The organism is Streptomyces microflavus (assembly GCF_014650075.1).
Classification (GTDB): domain Bacteria; phylum Actinomycetota; class Actinomycetes; order Streptomycetales; family Streptomycetaceae; genus Streptomyces; species Streptomyces microflavus.
This window is the reverse complement of the sequence record NZ_BMUG01000003.1, coordinates 221,824-240,689: the sequence shown is the minus strand read 5'-3', so window position 1 is coordinate 240,689 and position 18,866 is coordinate 221,824. Positions and strand designations below refer to the sequence as shown.

The window sequence follows — 18,866 nt, the reverse complement described above, 5'->3', positions numbered from 1 at the left end:
GCTCAAGGGGCGGCGGGCTGGGGGAATTTCGGGTGGGCGGCGTTCAGCGCGGCGGCTCGGCGGAGCGGTTCGGGGTCGGCCCAGGCGGTGACCTGGACCGGCTCGGGCAGGAAGCCGTGGGCGCGCAGGGCGCTCTCCTGCTCGGCGAGCAGGGCGAGGCGCTCCGGTGAGAGGTCGGGGTGGAGGGTGCGGTGGGTGCCGGGGCGGTAGGCGCCGGCGACCCCCTCGGCCCCGGCCCCGGTCTCGGCGCCGAGGATCCGGTCGACCTCCGCCGGGCTGCCCCCCGCCCAGTCGGCGGCCCGGAGCAGGACAGCGAGAAAGCGGTCGACGAGCGTGGGGTGTTCGTCCAGGAGGTCCTGGTGAACGGTGATGGGGCGCGGGGTTCCGTTGTTGATGCGGAAGCGGCGGTCCGGCAGGTCGTCGAGCTCCACCGCCACCTCGGCCCCGGACCTGCGGGCCGCTTCGACCGCGAGGGCACCCTTGACGTACACCGCGTCGACGTCGCCCCGGCGCAGTGCGGCCAGCTCGGCGGCCCACTGCCCCGCGTGCCCGTCCGCCGGTACGTCGACCGGGGCGGTGTCCGCCAGGGAGAGGCCCGCCGACGCGAGGGCGCCCTCGAAGCCGCGCAGCGCCATGGCCCGCCAGAAGTCGATGGCGATGGAGTGCGCCGGCAGCGCGATCCGCCGCCCCCGCAGGTCACCGGCGGACCGGATGCCGGAACCGGGGGCGACCAGGACGACCTGGCGCTCCTCGATCCAGGTCAGGCCGACCAGCCGGGTCCGCTCACCGCGTGAACGGGCCCACAGGGCAGGCACGTTGCCGCCCTCGCGGAAGAGTCCGGGCAGGGCGTGCGTGAAGTGGGCCTCCCGGTCCGCGTCCGGTTCGGCGTCCTGGAGGGAGCGGACCGTGATGCCGTCGGGGGCGAACTCGTCGGTGAGCCAGTGCCGGTCGGCCGCGATCCCGGTGGCGGTGGGCACGGGACAGCGGGTGAACCAGAGCGTCGGGGGCAGGGCGGGGGCAGACGTCATGGGGGTGTGTCTCCACAGGGGTCGGGGCGGTGTGGTGCGTGGGGTGACGGGGGTGGCCCAGGGGCCCCCATGGCGCGTACGGCGGCACACGGGGACAGGGCGCGGCCCCACCGTGCCCCGCACGGGGATCAGCGGTGGTGGAGCGGGTCCACGGCGGCGCGAGGGGCGGCCGGGCAGGTGCGGGAGGGGGTACCGCGAGGGGTCAGCGACAGGCTGCGCTGGAGACGCGCGCCAGGTCGATGTGGCGGCGCACGGTGAGGGCGAGCGGCACGGGGGCGCCCGGGGCGGAGGAGGCGTGCACGGCGGTACGTCGGGCCATGGCTCGCTGCTCCTTCCCGCTCGTCGGTGGTGATGGCCGCAGCCTGCCACGGCCATGCCGGGTCCGACAACTTGCTTCCCATGATGTGGGATTGCATGTGAACGGAGTGTTTCTCAGCAGGGTTGAACGCTTCCCCAACTCCCGTAATGTGGCAACCGAACGCACCCCTGTGCCCCCTTCGACGAGCGGAGAGTGACGCGACATGACCGAGGCCGTGACAGCACGCGCACCGGGCGGCGCCCAGGCCGTCCGGCGCGCGCTGGACGTCCTGCACTGCTTCCACGACAACGGGCCCGACCTCAGCGCCTCCGACCTCGCCCGGCGTCTGGAGCTCTCGGTGTCCACGGCCCACCGGCTGGCGCGCACGCTTCTCGGTGCGGGGTTCCTGGAGCAGGATCCCCGCACCGCCCGGTACCGACTGGGGCCCGCCGTGACCGAGCTGGGCCGGCTCTCCTACCACCAGCGCGGGCTGCATCTGGCCGCTCCCGAGCTGGCGGACCTGGCCGAGCGGACGGGCGCGACGGCGGACCTGGCGCTGCGCAGCGGGCCGCACGCGGTGATCGTGGCGGGCGGTTCCGTGACGCCGAAGGTGGGGCTGCGCCGGCCGCTGCACTCCACCGCGCTGGGCAAGGTGCTCCTCGCCTGGGCGCGTCCGGGCGACGGGGGCCCCGAGTCGCTGCCGCCGCTGCCCGCCTTCACCGACCGGACCATCGTCGAACCGGCCGCACTGGAGGCGGAGTTGGTACGGGTACGGGCCGAGGCCTACGCGCTCAACGACGGTGAGTCGGCGCACGGGGTGCGGACCCTGGCCGTGCCGGTCCTCGACGGTGCGGGGTATGCGCGCTTCGCCCTCGCCGTACGGGCCACACCGTCCCTGATCACCGCCGAGCGCACCGAGTGGCTGCTCACCGAGGCCCGGTCCTGCGCGCGGGCCCTGGAGGTGCTGCTGCTCTCCCCGGCGGAGCGGCGGCCGCCCGCCCGGTAGCGGACCCGGGGCGCCGGGAACGTCGACGGGGTGGGGCTGCCGGTGGGCCGGGGGGACTGTCGGTGGGCCGTGGGACGATGGCGCGTACAGCGAGAAGACCACATTCCGACGGCGGCGAGAGCGACGATGACGGACACGGGGGCCAGGGCCCGCCCGGCGGCCACGGGCCGGGCCGCCCGTGAGCTGCTGGCCGAGGCGGCGGCCCTGCTGGGCCGGGCCCGCACGGTGCGGGAGGACCACACCCGGGCCGTCGATGCCGTACGGGCCGTGCTCGACCCGCTCCTGTCCTCCCTGGTCGACCGGGAGCTGGCCGCCATCCCCGTCTCCCGCCTCAAGGACGTCACCGAGGGCCGGCTGCGCCTCACCGCCCTCGAACAGGCCGGATTCGCCACGGTCGGGCAGGTCCACGGCACCGCCCGCCACGAGCTCCGGCTGATTCCCGGGGTCGGGGCCCACACCGCCGACCAGGCGCTTGCGGCCGCCGGCCAGATCGCCGACGCGGTGCGCGAGACCGTCTCCGTACGGATCGACATGGACGCCCCGGACGACCCGGCCACCGCGCTGGTCGTCGCCCTGCACCGGCTGGTCGAGGCCGGTCCGGACGCGCGGCGGGCGGTGGAGGCGGCGCGGCGGCTGGCCGAACGGCTCGACCCGCTGACGGCCGCCGCCGCACCGGCCGGGAGCCTGCTGCGGATGCTGTTCACCGGCAAGGAGTCCCGGACCCGGGCGCTCGCCGCCGTGGCCGCCCTGCGTACGGCGCTCGCGGAGGCGGCGGAGCAGGAGCTGCCGATGCTGTTCGGCCAGGTCTCGGTCGACCTGCTGCGGGCGCCGGAGTCGGCGCCGGGGGCGTGGGTGGACTTCGAGCTGCGGTCCGCCGAGTACTACAGCCTGCTCGCCGAGCTGTCGGGCGGCGGCCCGGACCGGGACGCCGCCGAGGGGTTCCTGCCCGCCGGGATCGCGGACCGGGTGCGGGCGCTCCGGCTCGACGACTCGCGGCTACGGGTCTCCCTGCGCGGCTACCAGTCGTTCGGGGCGCGCTTCGCCCTGGCGCAGAAGCGGGTCGTCATCGGGGACGAGATGGGGCTCGGCAAGACCGTGCAGGCGATCGCCGCCCTCGCCCATCTCGCCGCGCGGGGCGAGAGCCACTTCCTGGTGGTGTGCCCGGCGAGCGTCCTGATCAACTGGAGCCGGGAGATCCGGGCCCGCTCCACCCTGCGCGCGCTGCCGGTGCACGGGGCGGAGCGGCTGGACGCGTTCGCGGAGTGGCTGGCGGGCGGCGGGGTCGCCCTCACCACGTTCGACGCGCTGCGCACCCTGCCCGACGACGTGGCGAGCACCGTCGCCCCGGCGATGCTGGTGGTGGACGAGGCCCACTTCGTGAAGAACCCCGCCACCCGGCGGTCGCAGGCGGTCGCCTCGTGGGCGGAGCGCGCGGACCACGTCCTGTTCCTCACCGGGACGCCGATGGAGAACCGGGTGGAGGAGTTCCGCAGCCTCGTCCGCCAGCTCCGCCCCGATCTGGCCGATGCGGTGAGCACGACACACGGGGCCGCCGGTTCGCAGGCCTTCCGGCGGGCCGTCGCCCCCGCCTATCTCCGCCGCAACCAGGTGGACGTCCTCGCCGAACTCCCCACGCTGGTGCACGTGGACGAGTGGGAGGAGTTCAGCGCGGGGGACCTGGAGGTGTACCGCGAGGCGGTGGCGTCGGGACAGTTCATGCGGATGCGCCGGGCGGCCTATCCCGTGCCCGCCACCTCCGCCAAGCTGGAGCGGCTGCGCGAACTGGTGGACGAGGCACGGGACAACGGGCTCAAGGTCGTGGTCTTCTCCTACTTCCGCGAGGTGCTCGCCACGGTCGGCGAGGCGCTGGGCCCGGAGGCGCTGGGACCGGTCTCGGGCAGCGTGCCGGCCGCCCGGCGGCAGGAGCTGGTCGACACCTTCTCCGCCGTGGACGGCCATGCGGTACTGCTGAGCCAGATCCAGGCCGGCGGCACCGGGCTGAACATGCAGGCGGCTTCGGTGGTCATCCTCTGCGAGCCGCAGATCAAGCCGACGCTGGAGCACCAGGCCGTCGCCCGCGCCCACCGGATGGGCCAGGTGCGCACGGTCCAGGTGCACCGGCTGCTGGCGGCGGACAGCGTCGACCAGCGCATGGTGGACCTGCTGACCCGCAAGGACCGGCTCTTCGACACGTACGCCCGGCGCAGCGACCTGGCGGAGGCCGCGCCGGACGCCGTGGACGTGTCGGACGCCGACATCGCCCGGCGGATCGTCGAGGAGGAGCAGCTGCGGCTGGCCCGCCCGGAGTGACCGAAGGGACCGGACGCTCCGGTCAGTGCTGGTGCTCCGCCGCGCCCTCGGCGGCCTTCTCCTCGGCGTTCTTCGGCTCGGAGGCGCCTGCCACATGGTGGGGCTCGTAACCCGGGATCGTGCCGTCCGGCTTCTTGATCAGCAGCAGCCCGGCCATCCCCATGTCGGAGTGGCTCTGTACGTGGCAGTGGTACATCCAGGCGCCCGCGCCCACCCGTTCACCCGCGATGAACTGGAGGCCGAAGGAGTCGGCGGGCCCGCAGATCTTGTTGTCGATGACCCGGCTGGGGTCGTCGGGGCCGGTCAGTATCCCGGTCCGGTTGTCGGCCCAGCGGTGCCCGTGGATGTGGAAGGTGTGGTAGTACTCGCCGTGCGTGATCATCACGACTTCGAGCCGGTCACCCACCGTGGCCTCGAAGTTGGTGCTGTTGTGCTCGGCCTTGTTGTTGATCGTCATGTCGTTGAAGACGATCGTGAACGTCTTGTCGGGCAGGATGTCGCCCTTGCGGCGCACGATGACCGGCCCGTAGAGCCCCTTGCGGATGCCCCCGGTGCCGTGGTCCGTGCCGACGACATGGTCGTGGTAGTGCCAGTAGCCCGCACTGCCCGGCTCCCAGGTGCCGTCCTTGCGGCGGCCCGGGGCGTGGGTGCGCCAGGTGTACGTACGGGTGCCGCCGGGCTCGACGTGGCTCTTGTTCATCCGGGTGCCGTCGTTGGCGATGTCGTAGTCCACGCCGTGGACATGGAGGCTGGCGTCCACGTCGGTGAGGTTCTCGAACTCGATGTGGACCGTGTCGCCCTCGTTGAGCTCGATGAGGGGGCCGGGGATCGAGGCCTTGCCCTTCTCGAAGCCGTAGCCGAGCTGACCGTTCGCCAGCTTCTCGGCGTACACCTTCAGTCGGCGCACCACTCCCCCGGCCGGGGCCGTGCGCGGCGGGTTCTCCGCCGAGCTTGCCTCCACCGCCCCGAGCGACAACGATGTCACACCGGTCGCTGCCGCGGCCGCGCCGCCGACCAGCATCCGCCGGCTGAAGGTCCTTCGGTCCATGTCGAACTCCCCACTGCGATAACGAGTCTGGCGGAGGCGGAACGGGCCTCGGTGCTCCCGGAAGGGACCTCGGGCGCGCCCCGGAACGGGCCACACCGTAGCCGGGGGCCGACCGTTTATCCACACCCAGGACAAAGTTGGTGCGATTGCTGCCATAGCTATTGGCGGACCGCGAAAAGAGGTCTAGCTTCGTGCGCTGTCACAGTCGACACAGAGGAATCGCGGTCAACACAGAGGCAGCGAAGAAGAGTTAGCGACCCACAGTCACCGAGAGGTGCAGTGACCACGAAGGGGTGGGTGACCACATGCAGCGCGCATCACATCACCGGTCCAGATCACGACGCGGCCTCGCGGCGGCCGTGGCGGCCGGCGCACTGACCGTGTCCATGCTGGGCAGCGGCGGACCGGCCAGTGCGGGTACGTCGCCGGACCGGGATCTGGTCGAGAAGATGGCGACAACGTTGTCCCTGCCATCTCCGCCGGGTGCGAAGAACCAGGTCAAGGTGCTGGTCTTCCACGCATCGGCGGGCGACGAGGCACCGTACACGGACGCCGGGATCGCGGCGATCGAGAAGATCGGGCTGACCGGTCCGGAGGCCGGGCGGTTCACCACCGTGGCCACGGCCAACCCGAACGTCTTCACCAACGGCAAGCGGCTCGGCTCCTTCCAGGCGGTCGTCTTCCTCACCGGCGGCGGTGACGTCCTGGACCCGGAGCAGGAGGCGGGCCTGGAGGCGTACATGGAGGCGGGCGGCGGTTTCCTCGGCGTCCATGACGCGGCGCGCACCGAGCCGTACTCGGACTGGTTCACCGGCCTGGTGGGCGCCCGTCCGGCGGCGAACAGCCCGGCCACCGTGCAGCGGGCGACCGTGGAGATCGGAGACCGGGTCCACCCGGCGACCAAGAGCCTGCCGCTGGAGTGGAAGCGCCCCGACAAGTGGCTGAACTGGACGAAGAACCCGTCCGGTGACGTGCACACCGTGGCGCGCGTAAGGGAGTTGACGTACAAGCCGGGTGCGAGCGCCAACGGCTGGGACCACCCGGTCTCCTGGTGCCGCGACTACGACGGCGGGCGCTCCTTCTACACGGCGATGGGCGGTACGGCGGACAGCTTCGCCGAGACCGACTTCCGCGACCATCTGCGCGGCGCCCTCGCCTGGACCAACCGGACCTCGCAGGCCGACTGCAAGGCGACGATCACCTCCAACTACACCGCCGAGCGCCTCACCCAGCCCAACCAGCCGGGCCAGAACGACCAGATCGGTGAGCCGCACGGGCTCGTCACCGCTCCGGACGGCAAGGTCTTCTACATCGGGCGCGGCGGCGCCGCGAGCGGTGTCCCGGTCGTCATCGACTGGAACAACCCGAACATCGGCAAGGGCAAGGGCGAGATCCACGTCTACGACCCGAAGACCAAGAAGGTCACCCTCGCCGGTGCGTTGGACGTCTTCGGCAACAAGGGCGGCGGCGACGAGCTGGTGAAGGTGGAGGAGGGGCTGCTCGGCATCGAGCTGGACCCGGACTTCGCCTCCAACGGCTGGGTCTATCTGCACTACACCCCGCACGCGAAGATCGACCGCGACAAGCGCATGGCGGTCCGTCAGGTCTCGCGCTTCACCTTCGACCCGGCGACCACCAAGCTGGACCTGGCCTCGGAGAAGGTGCTGCTCGGCTGGCCGGTGCAGATCAACAGCTGCTGCCACGCGGGCGGCGGGATGGCGTGGGACTCGAAGGGCAACCTGTACATCGCGACCGGTGACAACAACTCCTCCGGTTTCAGCGACGGTTACTCCGGCAACAACCCGCAGCCGAACTACAAGGGCGTCTCCTTCGCCGACGCCCGGCGCACCTCGGGCAACACCAACAACCTCAACGGGAAGATCCTGCGGATCCACCCCGAGGACGACGGTACGTACACCCTGCCCGCCGGCAACCTCTTCACCGGCAAGGAGCCGGACGAGGGCGGCGGGAAGACCCGGGGCGAGATCTATGTGATGGGCGTGCGCAACCCGGCCCGGATCTCGGTCGACACCTCGACCGACACGCTGTACGCGGGCTGGGTCGGCCCCGACGCGGGCTCGGCCTCCACCACCTGGGGCCCGGCGAAGTACGACACGTTCGCCGAGATCACCAAGGCGGGCAACCACGGCTGGCCGTTCTGCATGGGCAACAACCAGCCCTACCGGGACCGTAATCTGCCCGACCCGTCCAAGCCGCTGGGCTGGTACGACTGCAACGCCCCGAAGAACGAGTCGCCCAACAACGACGGCCTGGTCAAACTGCCGCCGGTGACCCCGAACACCATCTGGTACTCGCCGCAGGGCGGCGGGGTCGACTACCCGCGTGACGCCAACGGCGTCCCCAGCTACAAGGCCGAGGAGCAGAAGGAGCTGCTGCCCTGGCTGAAGGGCGGCGGCCAGGCGACCATGAACGGCCCGGTCTACCGCTACGACGCGCAGAGCGACTCCACCGCCAAGTGGCCCGCGTACTGGGACGGCAAGTGGTTCGTCGGTGACTTCTACGACGACACGCAGCCGCGCCACGCGGTGATCACCGACCCGAAGACGGTCGGGAAGGGCGGACTGCCCACGCACGCCGAGTCGTTGAAGAAGATCATTCCGGTCGGCGCGGACGGGATCCGCAATCTCATGGACTGGAAGTTCGCGCCGGACGGTTCGCTGTACGTCCTGGACTACGGCCGCGGGTTCTTCACCTCCGACGCCAAGTCCGCGCTGTGGCGCGTGACCTACAAGGGCGGCGGGGCAACTCCGGTCGCCGAGGACCTGGTCGGAAAGGCGGCAGCCAAGTGAGACACCCCCTGTTCCTCCGGCAGCGGCGGCATCGGCCGCCGAGTCACTGGGTGGCCCTGCTGGCCTCCCTGCTCATGGTCCTCGGGCTGACCTCGACGGCCGCGTACGGCAAGGGCGGTGACGCGCCTGGGGCGAAGGCCGCCGACCAGGTGCTGACCTGGACCGCGGGCGACCCGATCGACCGCTATCTGACCGCGCCGACGACGGCGGTGGCCGGCAAGGCGACCATCGTCTTCGAGAACAGCACGGCGACCGGCAACACGACGAGCATGCCGCATACGCTGACGTTCAGCGTGTCGGACCCGGAGTTCAACAACGACGTCCAGCTGAACATCCTGGCCAACCCCGGTGACGCCGAGGGCGGCAAGCACAGCGTGGAGGTCACGCTGACGCCCGGCCGGTACTTCTACCACTGCACGATCCCCGGCCACGGCCAGATGCAGGGCATCCTGACCGTCACCGAGGGCAGCGGGGAGGACACCGAGGCTCCCGCGACCTCGGCGAAGGTCGACGGCGACAAGAACGGCGACGGCGCCTACATCGGTCAGGCGACGGTCACCGTGGCGGCGACCGACGAGGGCTCCGGCGTCGACACCGTGGAGTACGCGCTGGGGGCGGACGGCGAGTGGCAGCCGTACACCGCGCCCGTCGTGGTGAGCGAGGTCGGCGACCACACGGTCCGCTACCGGGCCACCGACAAGGCCGGCAACGCGGCGGCGGAGAAATCCGTCGACTTCGCGGTGGCGGCACCGCCGACTGACGACGAGACCCCGCCGGAGACCTCGGCGACCGTCTCGGGTGAACAGGACACCGACGGGGCCTACTTGGGCATGGCCACGGTCACCGTGACCGCGTCCGACACCGGGTCCGGCGTCAACACCATCGAGTACGCGATCGGCGCGGCCGGTGAGTGGAAGCCGTACACCGCACCGGTCATGGTCCACGAGGTGGGCGAGCACACCGTCCGCTACCGGGCCACCGACCGGTCGGGGAACGTGGCGGCCGAGAAGACCGTCGAGTTCACCGTGGTGGAGCCGCCGTCGCAGGACAAGACGGCTCCGGAGACCTCGGTGAAGCTGGAGGGGAGCAAGAACTCCGACGGCGCGTTCATCACCAGCGCCAAGGCCACCGTCACCGCGACCGACGACGACTCGGGCGTGGACAAGGTGGAGTACTCCCTCGACGGCGGTCCCTACCTCGCGTACACCACCCCCGTGATCGTCGACCGGGTCGGTCACCACACGGTGGCGCACCGGGCGACGGACAAGGCGGGCAACACCTCCGAGGCGAAGAAGGTGTCCTTCACCATCGCCCAGGGCGGCGGGGTCCCGGCGCCGAACTGCGCGGAGTTCGACGAGCGGCACACCGTCTTCGTCGGCACGGTCGACACGGGCGTCCCGAACCGGATCACCCGTAACCGCTGCACGATCAACGAGCTGATCGAGGACGAGAAGGACTGGTCCTCCCACGCGCTGTTCCTCAAGCACGTGACGACGGTCCTCGACAGGCTGAAGACCGACGGCGTCATCGACCAGCGCGAGCGCAAGGCGATCAACCAGGCCGCCAAGCAGTCGGGCATCGGGAAGCCGGGCCAGTCGGAGGGGTACACCAAGCTCTTCGACGGTACGGCGGCCTCGCTCGCCAAGTGGAGCCACGTGGGCGGCGGCAAGTTCGGCCTGAACGAGGAGGAGGGGTCGATCACCAGCTCCACCACGGTGGACGGCATGGGCATGCTCTGGTTCCCGACCCGTGCGTACGGGGACTTCTCGCTGAAGCTCCAGTGGCGGGACGACGCCCCGGGCGCGGGCAACGCCAACGGCGGGGTCTTCGTCCGCTTCCCGAAGGTCCACGACCACCCGGAGGAGTCACGTCCGGAGTGGGTCGCCATCAAGTACGGCCATGAGATCCAGGTCAACGACCGGCCGGACGGCGACATGTACAAGACCGGTTCGGTCTACGGATTCGACCGGGTGGGTCTCGGCGGCGCCGGGGTCACACCCAAGGGCACCTGGAACGACTACGAGATCAAGGTGGTCGACCAGCACTACGAGATCTACCGCAACGGTGTCCTGATCAACGAGTTCGACAACACCGGCGGCCAGCTCTTCGAGCCGCCCCGGGGCGACGACCCGGGCACCGACGGCCGGCGGTTCGCCTCCGGTTACATCGGGCTCCAGGTGCACGGGGTCTCGGACGTCATCTCGTACCGCGACATCCGGATCAAGGAGCTGTAACCCACGCACGACGCTCTCTCAGGAGGCCGTGGCCGCATGCTCAGGCGTGCGGGCGCGGCCTCCTGGGTGCCGGTGCCGCCACACCCAGAAGACCGTGCAGGAGACCAGCGCCCAGGCGGCGAGCACCAGGTACGGGAAGAGGAACTGGTGGCCCTGGTAGTACACGGCGGTGTGCTGGGCGTTGACGGAGGCGCCCGGCGGCAGCCAGCGGCCGATGTGCCCGAGCGCGGAGGGCAGCAGCGGCCAGGAGACCGCGCCGCCGGACGACGGGTTGCCGAGCAGCACCATGACGCCCCAGGTGGGGATCATTGCCCACCGGCCCATCAGGGTGTTGAACATGGTGAAGACCATGCCCGAGGTGAACATCGTGAACGCCAGGATCAGCCAGGACTGCACGAACGGCAGGTCCACCGCCCCGAGCCACCAGTCGACGGCCGCGGCGATGGCGAAGCCGCCGAGCAGGGCGTACGCGGCGGTGAACGCGATGCGTTCCGCCGGGTTGAGGCCATGGGCGTGGACGCTCAGCTGGATCGCGCCGAGGAAGCCCATGATGACGGCGGCCAGCGAGATGTAGAACAGGGCGAGCCCGCGCGGGTCGCCTCTCTGGAGCGGCTTGATGTCCCGGACGGTGACCTCGACCCCGGTGGCGTCACCGACCTCGATCCCCGCCTTGCCGAGCAGCTCGGCCACGGACGCCCCCGAGGCCCCGGCCACATCCAGCGCCACCCCGTCGTCCGAGGCGCGCACGATGGCGAAGACCTTCTGCTCGTCCAGGGCGCGGCGGGCGTCCGCGACGTCCGGGTAGTCGCGCAGTTCGAGCGAGGCGTCGAGCGCCTTCTCCATCCCGGCGACGAACGCCTCGCCGCGCTCCACCTCCGGCTGGGTGACCAGCGCCGCCGGGATGCGGTGCGGGGTGGGGTTGGCCATCGCGTACGTGTAGGAGCCGGCGAAGAGGCCGGCCGCGGCGGCGACGATGAGGACGAGGACGGTCGCGGGGAGGAACGGGCTGTTCTTGTACGCCTCCCACCGCTCGCGGAGGGTGAGGGGCCGCCCATGAGCCCCGTGCTTCTCGCTGCTCCCGCCCTTTTCGCCGCTCCCGCTCCCGCTCACGCCATCTCGCCGTCGTCGTCATCGTGCCGGGCGCGGCTGGGCTGGACGCGCTTGGGCTCGCCGGGCATCTTCGGGTACTCCGGCGGGTACGGCATGTCCCCGAGCCCCCGCTCCTTCTCGTCCCGGTCGGCCAGCTCCAGCAGCCCGTCGAGCCGGAACGCCTCCTGGTCCATGTCGGCGTGGACGTCACCGAGTTCGGCGTACCGCACCGGGAGCGTGACGATGTCGAAGTCGCGCGGCTCCGCGTCGTCGATCTCCTCCCAGCGCAGCGGCGCCGAGACCGGGGCGTGCGGAAAGGGGCGTACGGAGTAGGCGGAGGCGATCGTGCGGTCGCGGGCGGTCTGGTTGAAGTCGACGAAGATCCGCTCGCCGCGCTCCTCCTTCCACCAGGCCGTCGTCACCCGCTCCGGCATCCGGCGCTCCAGCTCGCGCCCGGCGGCGATGGCGGCGCGCCGGACCTCGGTGAAGGTCCAGGCGGGCTCGATGGGGACGAAGACGTGCATCCCGCGCCCGCCGGAGGTCTTGGGCCAGCCTCGTACGCCGTGCTCCTCCAGGACCGAGCGCAGCTCGTGGGCGGCGGTGACCGCGTCGGCGTAGTCGGTGCCGGGCTGCGGGTCCAGGTCGATGCGGAGCTCGTCCGGGTGGTCGGTGTCCCCCGCGCGGACCGGCCAGGGGTGGAAGGTGAGCGTGCCGAGGTTGGCCGCCCAGATCACGGCGGCGAGCTCGGTGGGGCAGAGCTCGTCGGCGGGGCGGCCGCTGGGGAAGGCGATCCTGGCTGTGGGGATCCACTCGGGAAGGTTCTTCGGGGCGCGCTTCTGGTAGAAGAACTCCACCCCGTCCACGAAGCGCTGGAGGGTGGTCGGCCGGTGGTTCAGGGCGCGGGTGATCCCGGGCCCCACGGCCAGGAAGTACTCGGCCACATCCCTCTTGGTGTAGCCCTTCTCCGGGAAGTACACCTTGTCCGGGTTGGACAGCCGCACCGCTCGTCCGCCCGCGTCCAGCTCCACCGCTGCTCCCATGTCGGCCACCGTAGGCCGGTCGCACATATGCCGCACATCGGGAGACATGGGCGGGGCGGCGGGCCAGAATCGGGCCATGGACCTGCCGGTGATGCCGCCCGTGAAGCCGATGCTCGCCAAGTCGGTGTCCAAGATCCCGCCGGGCATGAGTTACGAGGCGAAGTGGGACGGCTTCCGCGCGATCGTCTACCGGGACGGCGACGAGGTCGAGATCGGCAGCCGTACGGGCAAGTCGCTGACCCGCTACTTCCCCGAGATGGTCGACGCCGTACGGGAGAACCTGCCGCCGCGCTGCGTGATCGACGGCGAGCTCGTCATCGCGTACGACGGGCGGCTCGACTTCGACCGGCTCAGCGAGCGCATCCATCCGGCGGACTCCCGGGTGCGGATGCTCGCCGAGCGGACCCCGGCGAGCCTCATCGCCTTCGACATCCTCGCGGTCGACGACACCTCGCTCCTGAGCACCCCGCAGGTGGACCGGCGGGCGGTGCTGACGGCCGCCCTCTCCGGCGCCTCCGCGCCCGTACTCCTCGCCCCGTCCACCACGGACATCGAGGTCGCCCAGGAGTGGTTCGAGCGGTACGAGGGCGCGGGGCTCGACGGGATCGTGGCCAAGCCGCTGGATCTGCCGTACCGGCCCGACACCCGGGTGATGTACAAGATCAAGCACGAGCGGACCGCCGACGTCGTGGTGGCGGGGTACCGGGAGCACAAGAGCGGCCCGGTCGTCGGCTCGCTCCTGCTCGGCCTGTACGACACCGGGGGCGTGCTCCAGCACGTCGGGGTCTGCGCGGCCTTCCCCATGAAGCGGCGCGCCGAGCTGGCCGAGGAACTCGCCCCGCTGCGGTGCGAGTTCGCCGACCACCCGTGGGGGGCGTGGGCGGACGCGGCGGCGCACGAGGCCTCCCGGCTGCCGGGGACGCAGAACCGCTGGTCCGGCAAGAAGGACCAGTCGTGGGTGCCGCTGCGGCCGGAACGGGTCTGCGAGGTGGCGTACGACCACATGGAGGGCGACCGGTTCCGCCATACGACACAGTTCCGGCGGTGGCGCCCGGACCGGGACCCGGCCGGCTGCACGTACGCGCAGCTGGAGGAGGTCGTCTCCTACGACCTGGCCGAGGTGCTGTCGGGGGGCGGCTGAACCGACGGCCCCGCGACAGCCGTCGGCTCCGGCGCACATGGGAGGCGGCGACGGGGGCACCAGGCTGCGGGCGGGAACATGGCGAGGAGAAGGGGGACATACCGATGAGTGACGGTCCGCAGGACGATCCGGCGGAGTTGCTGAAGGGGCTGACCGTCGACGGACGGCGGCCCGAGCAGCCGGTGCTGCTCGACGAACGGGGCCGCCCGCTGGAGACCTGGCGGGAGAACTATCCGTACGAGCGGCGGATGCGGCGCAGGGAGTACGAGCAGGAGAAACGCATCCTCCAGATCGAGCTGCTGAAGATGCAGCGCTGGGTCCGGGAGAGTGGGCAGCGGCTGGTCGTCCTCTGCGAGGGCCGGGACGCGGCGGGCAAGGGCGGGACCATCCAGCGGTTCACGGAGCGCCTCAACCCCCGCGGGGCGCGCGTGGTCGCCCTGGAGAAGCCGACCGAGCGGGAAGCCGGGCAGTGGTACTTCCAGCGGTACGTGGGCCATCTGCCCACCGCCGGCGAGATCGTCTTCTTCGACCGGTCCTGGTACAACCGGGCCGGGGTGGAGCGGGTGATGGGCTTCTGCACGCCCGAGGAGCACGCGCACTTCCTGAAGCAGACGCCGCAGTTCGAACAGATGCTGGTGGACGACGGCGTCCTGCTGGTGAAGTTCTGGTTCTCGGTCTCCCGCAACGAACAGCGGACCCGGTTCGCGATCCGGCAGGTCGACCCGGTGCGCCAGTGGAAGCTGTCACCGACCGACCTGGCCTCGCTCGACCTCTGGGACGACTACACCGCGGCGAAGGTCGACATGTTCCGGTCCACGGACACCGAACACGCCCCGTGGACCGTGGTGAAGAACAACGACAAGAAGCGCGGCCGCCTGGAGGCGATGCGCAGCCTGCTGGGGCGGTTCGGCTACGACAGCAAGGACGAGAAGGCGGTCGGCGCCCCGGACCCGCTGATCGTCGGTCCCGCCGACACCCTGCTGGAGCCGGGCGAGGAACCCGCGGACCTCTCCCCCACCCCGCTGGCCACCCGGGCCCACGGTCCGGGCGACCACCCCGAGCGGAGTTGAGCGCTCCCGGGCCCGCCCGAGCCGCTTCATGTGTGGACCCGGCAACAGCGGGAATGCGGTGGTTTCGACGGGAACAGAAAGCACCGACGGCACGGAAGGAAGTACGGGCGTGCACAGCACCCCTCCCGAACGTCACGCGGAGAACTCACCGGCCGGCGGCGCGGCCGCGCCGGTGCCGCGGAGCGCGGGCGAGGCACGCGATGCCGTGACACGGCTGCTGGCGGCGGAGTTCAGCGAGTTGTCGGACGAGATCCTCTCGAATGTGGTCGTGGCGGACGCCCTCCTGGTGACCTCGGAGATCGTGACCAACGCACTGCGGCACGGCGGGGGCCTCACCGGCTTCTCGGCCCGGGTCACCGACGGCGGGCTCCGCCTCGTCGTCGACGACGCGGACCCCCGGCATCCCGTCCTGCACGAGCCGGCCCCCGGGTCGGTCGGCGAGGGCGGTTACGGCTGGCCACTGGTCCACCGGCTCACCGCACGGCTGTCCGTGACGTCTCATGGGAGCGGCAAGCGCATCGTCGCCGTGGTGTCCCTGTACTGAAGTCGGCTCCGGGCTCAGGGAGCGGGTGACGGGCGCTGCTCGGCGGACGCCGCCTCTTCGCCGGCGCCCCGGGCGGGCCGCTGCTCCTCCTGGCGGGCGAAGAGGTGCTGGATTCCGGTGATCCGCATGATCCGGTCGAGGAAGGGCGGCGCGTCCTCGACGTGCAGGCACACGCTCCGGGCCGTCGTGTCCCGGTGGACCTGCAGCAGGGCGGAGACGCCCATGGAGTCGCACAGTCGCAGCTGCGCGCAGTCCAGGTACAGGTCGCGCAGGTCCGGCCGGTCGGCCAGCCGTTCCGCCGCCCGCGCCACGAGCTCGTGGCTGGTGTCGTAGTCCAGGTCGCCGGTGAGCCGCAGCCGGACCCAGCCCCGGCCCTCCTCGGCGGTGACGGTGAAGAACGGACTCGGCAGGGCGGTCATGCGGAAGCTCCGGGGTGCTGATCGGTGGTGGGCACTGCTTCGTCCAGGTGCCCGCACGCACGGCCGAGCATGCGGGTGGCCCGCGGGAAGTCCTTGAGCTCGACGCCCAGGGCGTCCAGTGCGGGGCGCAGTGAGCGGGCCGGGACCTTGCGGGCCGTCAGGACGGCGGCGGTCCAGCGGACGAAGTCGGTGAAGAGGTCGTCGCTGTCGGTGTAGAGGGCGACGCCGAGGAACTCCACGATGTGGGCGATGTCCTCGGCCGTGCGCTCGCGCTGCGGGGCGGAGTACTCCGCCATCGCCGGAAAGTTCTTCTCCAGGTACGCCAGCACCGCCCCGACGAGCCGGGCCCTGGACCGTACGACGAGGGTGTATTCCTGGTCGGCGAGGTGCGCCAGTCCGTCGGTCTCCCGGCGGCCCGCCGCCAGGTCGGGGGCCGGGATGCCGTCGGCCAGCCGCCGGGCCGCGGCGCGCGCGTCGGGGGCCCAGGCGTCGGCGCCCAGCAGGCGGGCGTAGCGGCCGTCCACCCCGAAGGCCGCGCCGCCCGCCAGGACGGGCACGCCCACGGCCTGGCACGCGGTGATCGCGGTGTGCGCGGTGGGCAGCCGCGTGGCGATGGACGACGAGAGGGCCACCGCGTCCGCACCGGTGCTGTGCAGATGCGCCACCAGGTGCGGCGTCGGCACCTGGGCCCCGAGGAAGTCGACCTTCCACCCGCGCAGGGTGAGGACTTCGGCGAGGAGGCGGGCGGGCAGCACGTGCCATTCCTGGTCCACACAGGCGACGGTGATACGGCCGCCGTAGGGCTCGGGGCGGTGTGCGGAGTGGTGGGCGAGGGCGGCGACGACCCGTTCGGCGATCGCGGTCGCGGCGTGCTCCTGGGCGACGGTCAGCCGGTCGGCCTGCCAGGCGCGGCCGACCCGCGACTGGACCGGGGCGATCACGTCGAGCAGGACCGTCTCGGCGGGGGTCCCGGCGTCCAGGGCGCGCAGCACGACGTCCGCGGCCCGGAACTCGTCCCGGCCGGTCACCGCGGCCCACAGGTCACCGCGCAGCGTGTCGAGACCGGTGGCGTCGACGGTGGTGGTGGTCATGAGGTGTACCTGCCCCGTGTGTGCCCGTCCACCGCACTGAGATGGGTGGTCTGCGGCGCGGTGATGGCGACGACCGCAAGATCGTCGTGGCCGCCGTCCCGGAGCCACTGCGAGGCGAGCATCCGGACATGCTCCACCAGCGCCTCACCGGGCATGCCGCCGCACTCGGCCAGGGCCCGCTTCAGCCGCTCATCGCCGAAGAGTTCGCCGCCGAGCGGGCCGCCCCGCGCCTCGGTGATCCCGTCGGTGTAGAGCAGGCACGTCTCGCCGGGCAGCAGGGTGGTCCCGACGGTGTGGGCGGTGATCTGCTCCAGCGCCCCGACGAGGCTGCCGTGGGTGGGGATCTCCTCCACCCGGCCGTCGTTGCGCACCACGAGGGGCGCCGGATGGCCGGCCGAGGTGAGCCGGAGGTGCACCTGGTTCTCCGCGCGCCGGACGGAGGCCAGGACCAGCGTCGCGAACCGGGTGTTGTCCGAGTTCAGCAGGGCGCCGTTGAGGAGTTGCAGCACCCGCTCGTGGTCACCGGCCATCGGCATCAGGGCCTGGAGCGTGTTGCGGATCTTCCCGGTGAGGACGGCGGCGTCCAGGCCCTTGCCGCAGACGTCCCCGAGCACCACCAGGGACGGCTCGGAGGCCGTGCGGCCGGGGTGGACGTCGTAGAAGTCGCCGCCGACCCGGTCGCGGGCGTCGGAGGAGCGGTAGCTGCCCGCGAACTCCACTCCGTGCACCCGGTGGAGACGGGGCGGCAGGAGATCGCGCATCAGGGTCCGGGTGATGCTGTGCTGCTCGGCGTAGAGCCGGGCCGCCGACAGGGCGGCTCCGGAGCGGGCCGCGAACAGCCGGGCGAACGTCTCCTCGTTCTCGCTGAACCCGCGCCGGGTGTCCGTACGGAGCAGGATCAGCGCTCCGGCGGGCACGCCGTGACCGGGCAGCGGGGTGACGACGACCGAGCCGACCGTGGTGCCGAAACCGTCGGGGACGAGCCAGTCGGGCAGGGACGTGGGGTCGATCCACCGCGACGGGACGGGCGGGAAGCCCTTCAGCGCCTCGGCCAGGCCCGGCACGGTGGAGGGGTCGGCCGCGATCAGGGCCTGCGCGGCCTCTCCGCCCCGCACAGCACGGGTCACGGGCAGTTGGCGCCCCTCGGCGGGAGCCACGACGACGGCCGCGTCGGCGAGGAATCCGGAGGCCAGCCGGGCGGTGGCGGCCATGCACCGCTCCGCGTTCAGCGAGGACAGCAGGACGTTGGAGGCCTCGGCGAGGAACGTGGTGCGTTCCCGTTCGGCGGTCAGCGCCTCCTCGGCGGCGTACCGGGCGGTGTGGTCGACCAGCCACCACACGACGGAGCCGTCCGCGCACCGGGTCGGATGGGCCTCGAAGCGGCGGCCCCGGAACTCGCCTGCGACGGCGGGAGGCTCCGGGTCGCCCCGGTGCACGGCGTCGGCCGCAGCCTCCGCCGTCGCCCGGGCCAGCCAGGCGAGGCCGTCCGGCAGCGGCATGCCCTGTTCGACGCCCGGGAGCAGGCTCGTCTCCCCGTCGACCCGCGCGGCGGTACCGGCCGGGTCGACGACGATCACCGCGTGCGGTGGCCTGCCCCAGGAGGCCGGAGCGAACCGCTCCTTCGTGACCCTCGTGTTCTTTGTGGGCGTGGTGGTCTTTCCTTCGGGTGAAACCATGTGGGTGACCCGCCTGCGGCGAGTCGCACCACCTTCCGGCTGGACGAACTGTTTCCCTCAGG

Annotated in this window: 15 protein-coding genes; 7 read left to right on the top strand and 8 right to left on the bottom strand. The window is 71.9% G+C overall.

Annotation, left to right across the window (positions count from 1 at the left end):
* Positions 1-2: 2 nt before the first annotated feature.
* Both IE264_RS10055 and IE264_RS38635 read right to left on the bottom strand, forming a co-directional pair.
* Positions 3-1,028 carry an ABC transporter substrate-binding protein gene (locus tag IE264_RS10055; RefSeq protein WP_032756924.1) on the bottom strand — a complete coding sequence of 342 codons (1,026 nt, stop codon included), beginning with the start codon at positions 1,026-1,028 and terminating at the stop codon, positions 3-5.
* Positions 1,029-1,230: 202 nt separating this feature from the next.
* A complete protein-coding gene (locus IE264_RS38635; RefSeq protein WP_309544405.1) occupies positions 1,231-1,347 on the bottom strand; it encodes a putative leader peptide in 117 nt (38 codons plus the stop codon).
* Positions 1,348-1,549: 202 nt separating this feature from the next.
* Between IE264_RS38635 and IE264_RS10050 the strand changes: the two genes are divergently transcribed.
* Both IE264_RS10050 and IE264_RS10045 read left to right on the top strand, forming a co-directional pair.
* On the top strand, positions 1,550-2,332 hold the full coding sequence (locus IE264_RS10050) for an IclR family transcriptional regulator (protein WP_015612654.1): 783 nt from the start codon (positions 1,550-1,552) through the stop codon (positions 2,330-2,332).
* 126 nt (positions 2,333-2,458) lie between these two features.
* A complete protein-coding gene (locus IE264_RS10045) occupies positions 2,459-4,642 on the top strand; it encodes a DEAD/DEAH box helicase (RefSeq protein WP_190167617.1) in 2,184 nt (727 codons plus the stop codon).
* Between the two features lie 22 nt (positions 4,643-4,664).
* Here IE264_RS10045 and IE264_RS10040 read toward each other — a convergent pair whose 3' ends face one another.
* Positions 4,665-5,690: a multicopper oxidase domain-containing protein gene (locus IE264_RS10040; protein ID WP_032756926.1), complete on the bottom strand. Its 1,026-nt coding sequence runs from the start codon at positions 5,688-5,690 to the stop codon at positions 4,665-4,667.
* A gap of 305 nt (positions 5,691-5,995) precedes the next feature.
* Here IE264_RS10040 and IE264_RS10035 point away from each other — a divergent pair, with 305 nt between their 5' ends.
* Complete coding sequence (locus tag IE264_RS10035) at positions 5,996-8,500, top strand: ThuA domain-containing protein (protein ID WP_229887485.1); 2,505 nt, start codon at positions 5,996-5,998, stop codon at positions 8,498-8,500.
* Positions 8,497-10,734 (top strand): OmpL47-type beta-barrel domain-containing protein, encoded by a 2,238-nt coding sequence (locus IE264_RS10030; protein ID WP_032756928.1) that lies wholly within the window; start codon positions 8,497-8,499, stop codon positions 10,732-10,734. The genes IE264_RS10035 and IE264_RS10030 overlap by 4 nt, the downstream gene beginning before the upstream one ends.
* Before the next feature lie 18 nt (positions 10,735-10,752).
* Here the strand turns inward: IE264_RS10030 and IE264_RS10025 are convergent, their stop codons facing one another.
* Both IE264_RS10025 and ligD read right to left on the bottom strand, forming a co-directional pair.
* Positions 10,753-11,844: an ABC-2 transporter permease gene (locus IE264_RS10025; RefSeq protein WP_032756929.1), complete on the bottom strand. Its 1,092-nt coding sequence runs from the start codon at positions 11,842-11,844 to the stop codon at positions 10,753-10,755.
* The gene (ligD, locus tag IE264_RS10020; protein WP_229887483.1) at positions 11,841-12,863 is read right to left on the bottom strand and encodes a non-homologous end-joining DNA ligase; all 1,023 of its coding nucleotides are present in this window, start codon (positions 12,861-12,863) and stop codon (positions 11,841-11,843) included. Before ligD ends, IE264_RS10025 begins: the two co-directional genes overlap by 4 nt.
* 76 nt (positions 12,864-12,939) lie before the next feature.
* Here ligD and IE264_RS10015 point away from each other — a divergent pair, with 76 nt between their 5' ends.
* From IE264_RS10015 to IE264_RS10005, 3 genes are all read left to right on the top strand, one after another.
* Positions 12,940-14,004, top strand: coding sequence for an ATP-dependent DNA ligase (locus IE264_RS10015; protein WP_032756930.1), 1,065 nt, complete (start codon positions 12,940-12,942; stop codon positions 14,002-14,004).
* Positions 14,005-14,108: 104 nt separating this feature from the next.
* Positions 14,109-15,074 carry a polyphosphate kinase 2 gene (gene ppk2 / locus IE264_RS10010; RefSeq protein ID WP_032756931.1) on the top strand — a complete coding sequence of 322 codons (966 nt, stop codon included), beginning with the start codon at positions 14,109-14,111 and terminating at the stop codon, positions 15,072-15,074.
* Between the two features lie 109 nt (positions 15,075-15,183).
* Positions 15,184-15,618 carry an ATP-binding protein gene (locus IE264_RS10005; protein WP_032756932.1) on the top strand — a complete coding sequence of 145 codons (435 nt, stop codon included), beginning with the start codon at positions 15,184-15,186 and terminating at the stop codon, positions 15,616-15,618.
* A gap of 14 nt (positions 15,619-15,632) precedes the next feature.
* Here the strand turns inward: IE264_RS10005 and IE264_RS10000 are convergent, their stop codons facing one another.
* The 3 genes from IE264_RS10000 to IE264_RS09990 are packed head-to-tail and all read right to left on the bottom strand — an operon-like array spanning position 15,633 to position 18,804.
* Positions 15,633-16,037, bottom strand: a complete 405-nt coding sequence (locus IE264_RS10000) for an STAS domain-containing protein (RefSeq protein ID WP_015612644.1) — start codon at positions 16,035-16,037, stop codon at positions 15,633-15,635.
* Positions 16,034-17,128, bottom strand: coding sequence for a cobalamin B12-binding domain-containing protein (locus tag IE264_RS09995; RefSeq protein ID WP_032756933.1), 1,095 nt, complete (start codon positions 17,126-17,128; stop codon positions 16,034-16,036). The genes IE264_RS10000 and IE264_RS09995 overlap by 4 nt, the downstream gene beginning before the upstream one ends.
* A complete protein-coding gene (locus IE264_RS09990) occupies positions 17,125-18,804 on the bottom strand; it encodes a PP2C family protein-serine/threonine phosphatase (protein ID WP_078657450.1) in 1,680 nt (559 codons plus the stop codon). The genes IE264_RS09995 and IE264_RS09990 overlap by 4 nt, the downstream gene beginning before the upstream one ends.
* Between the last annotated feature and the right edge of the window lie 62 nt (positions 18,805-18,866).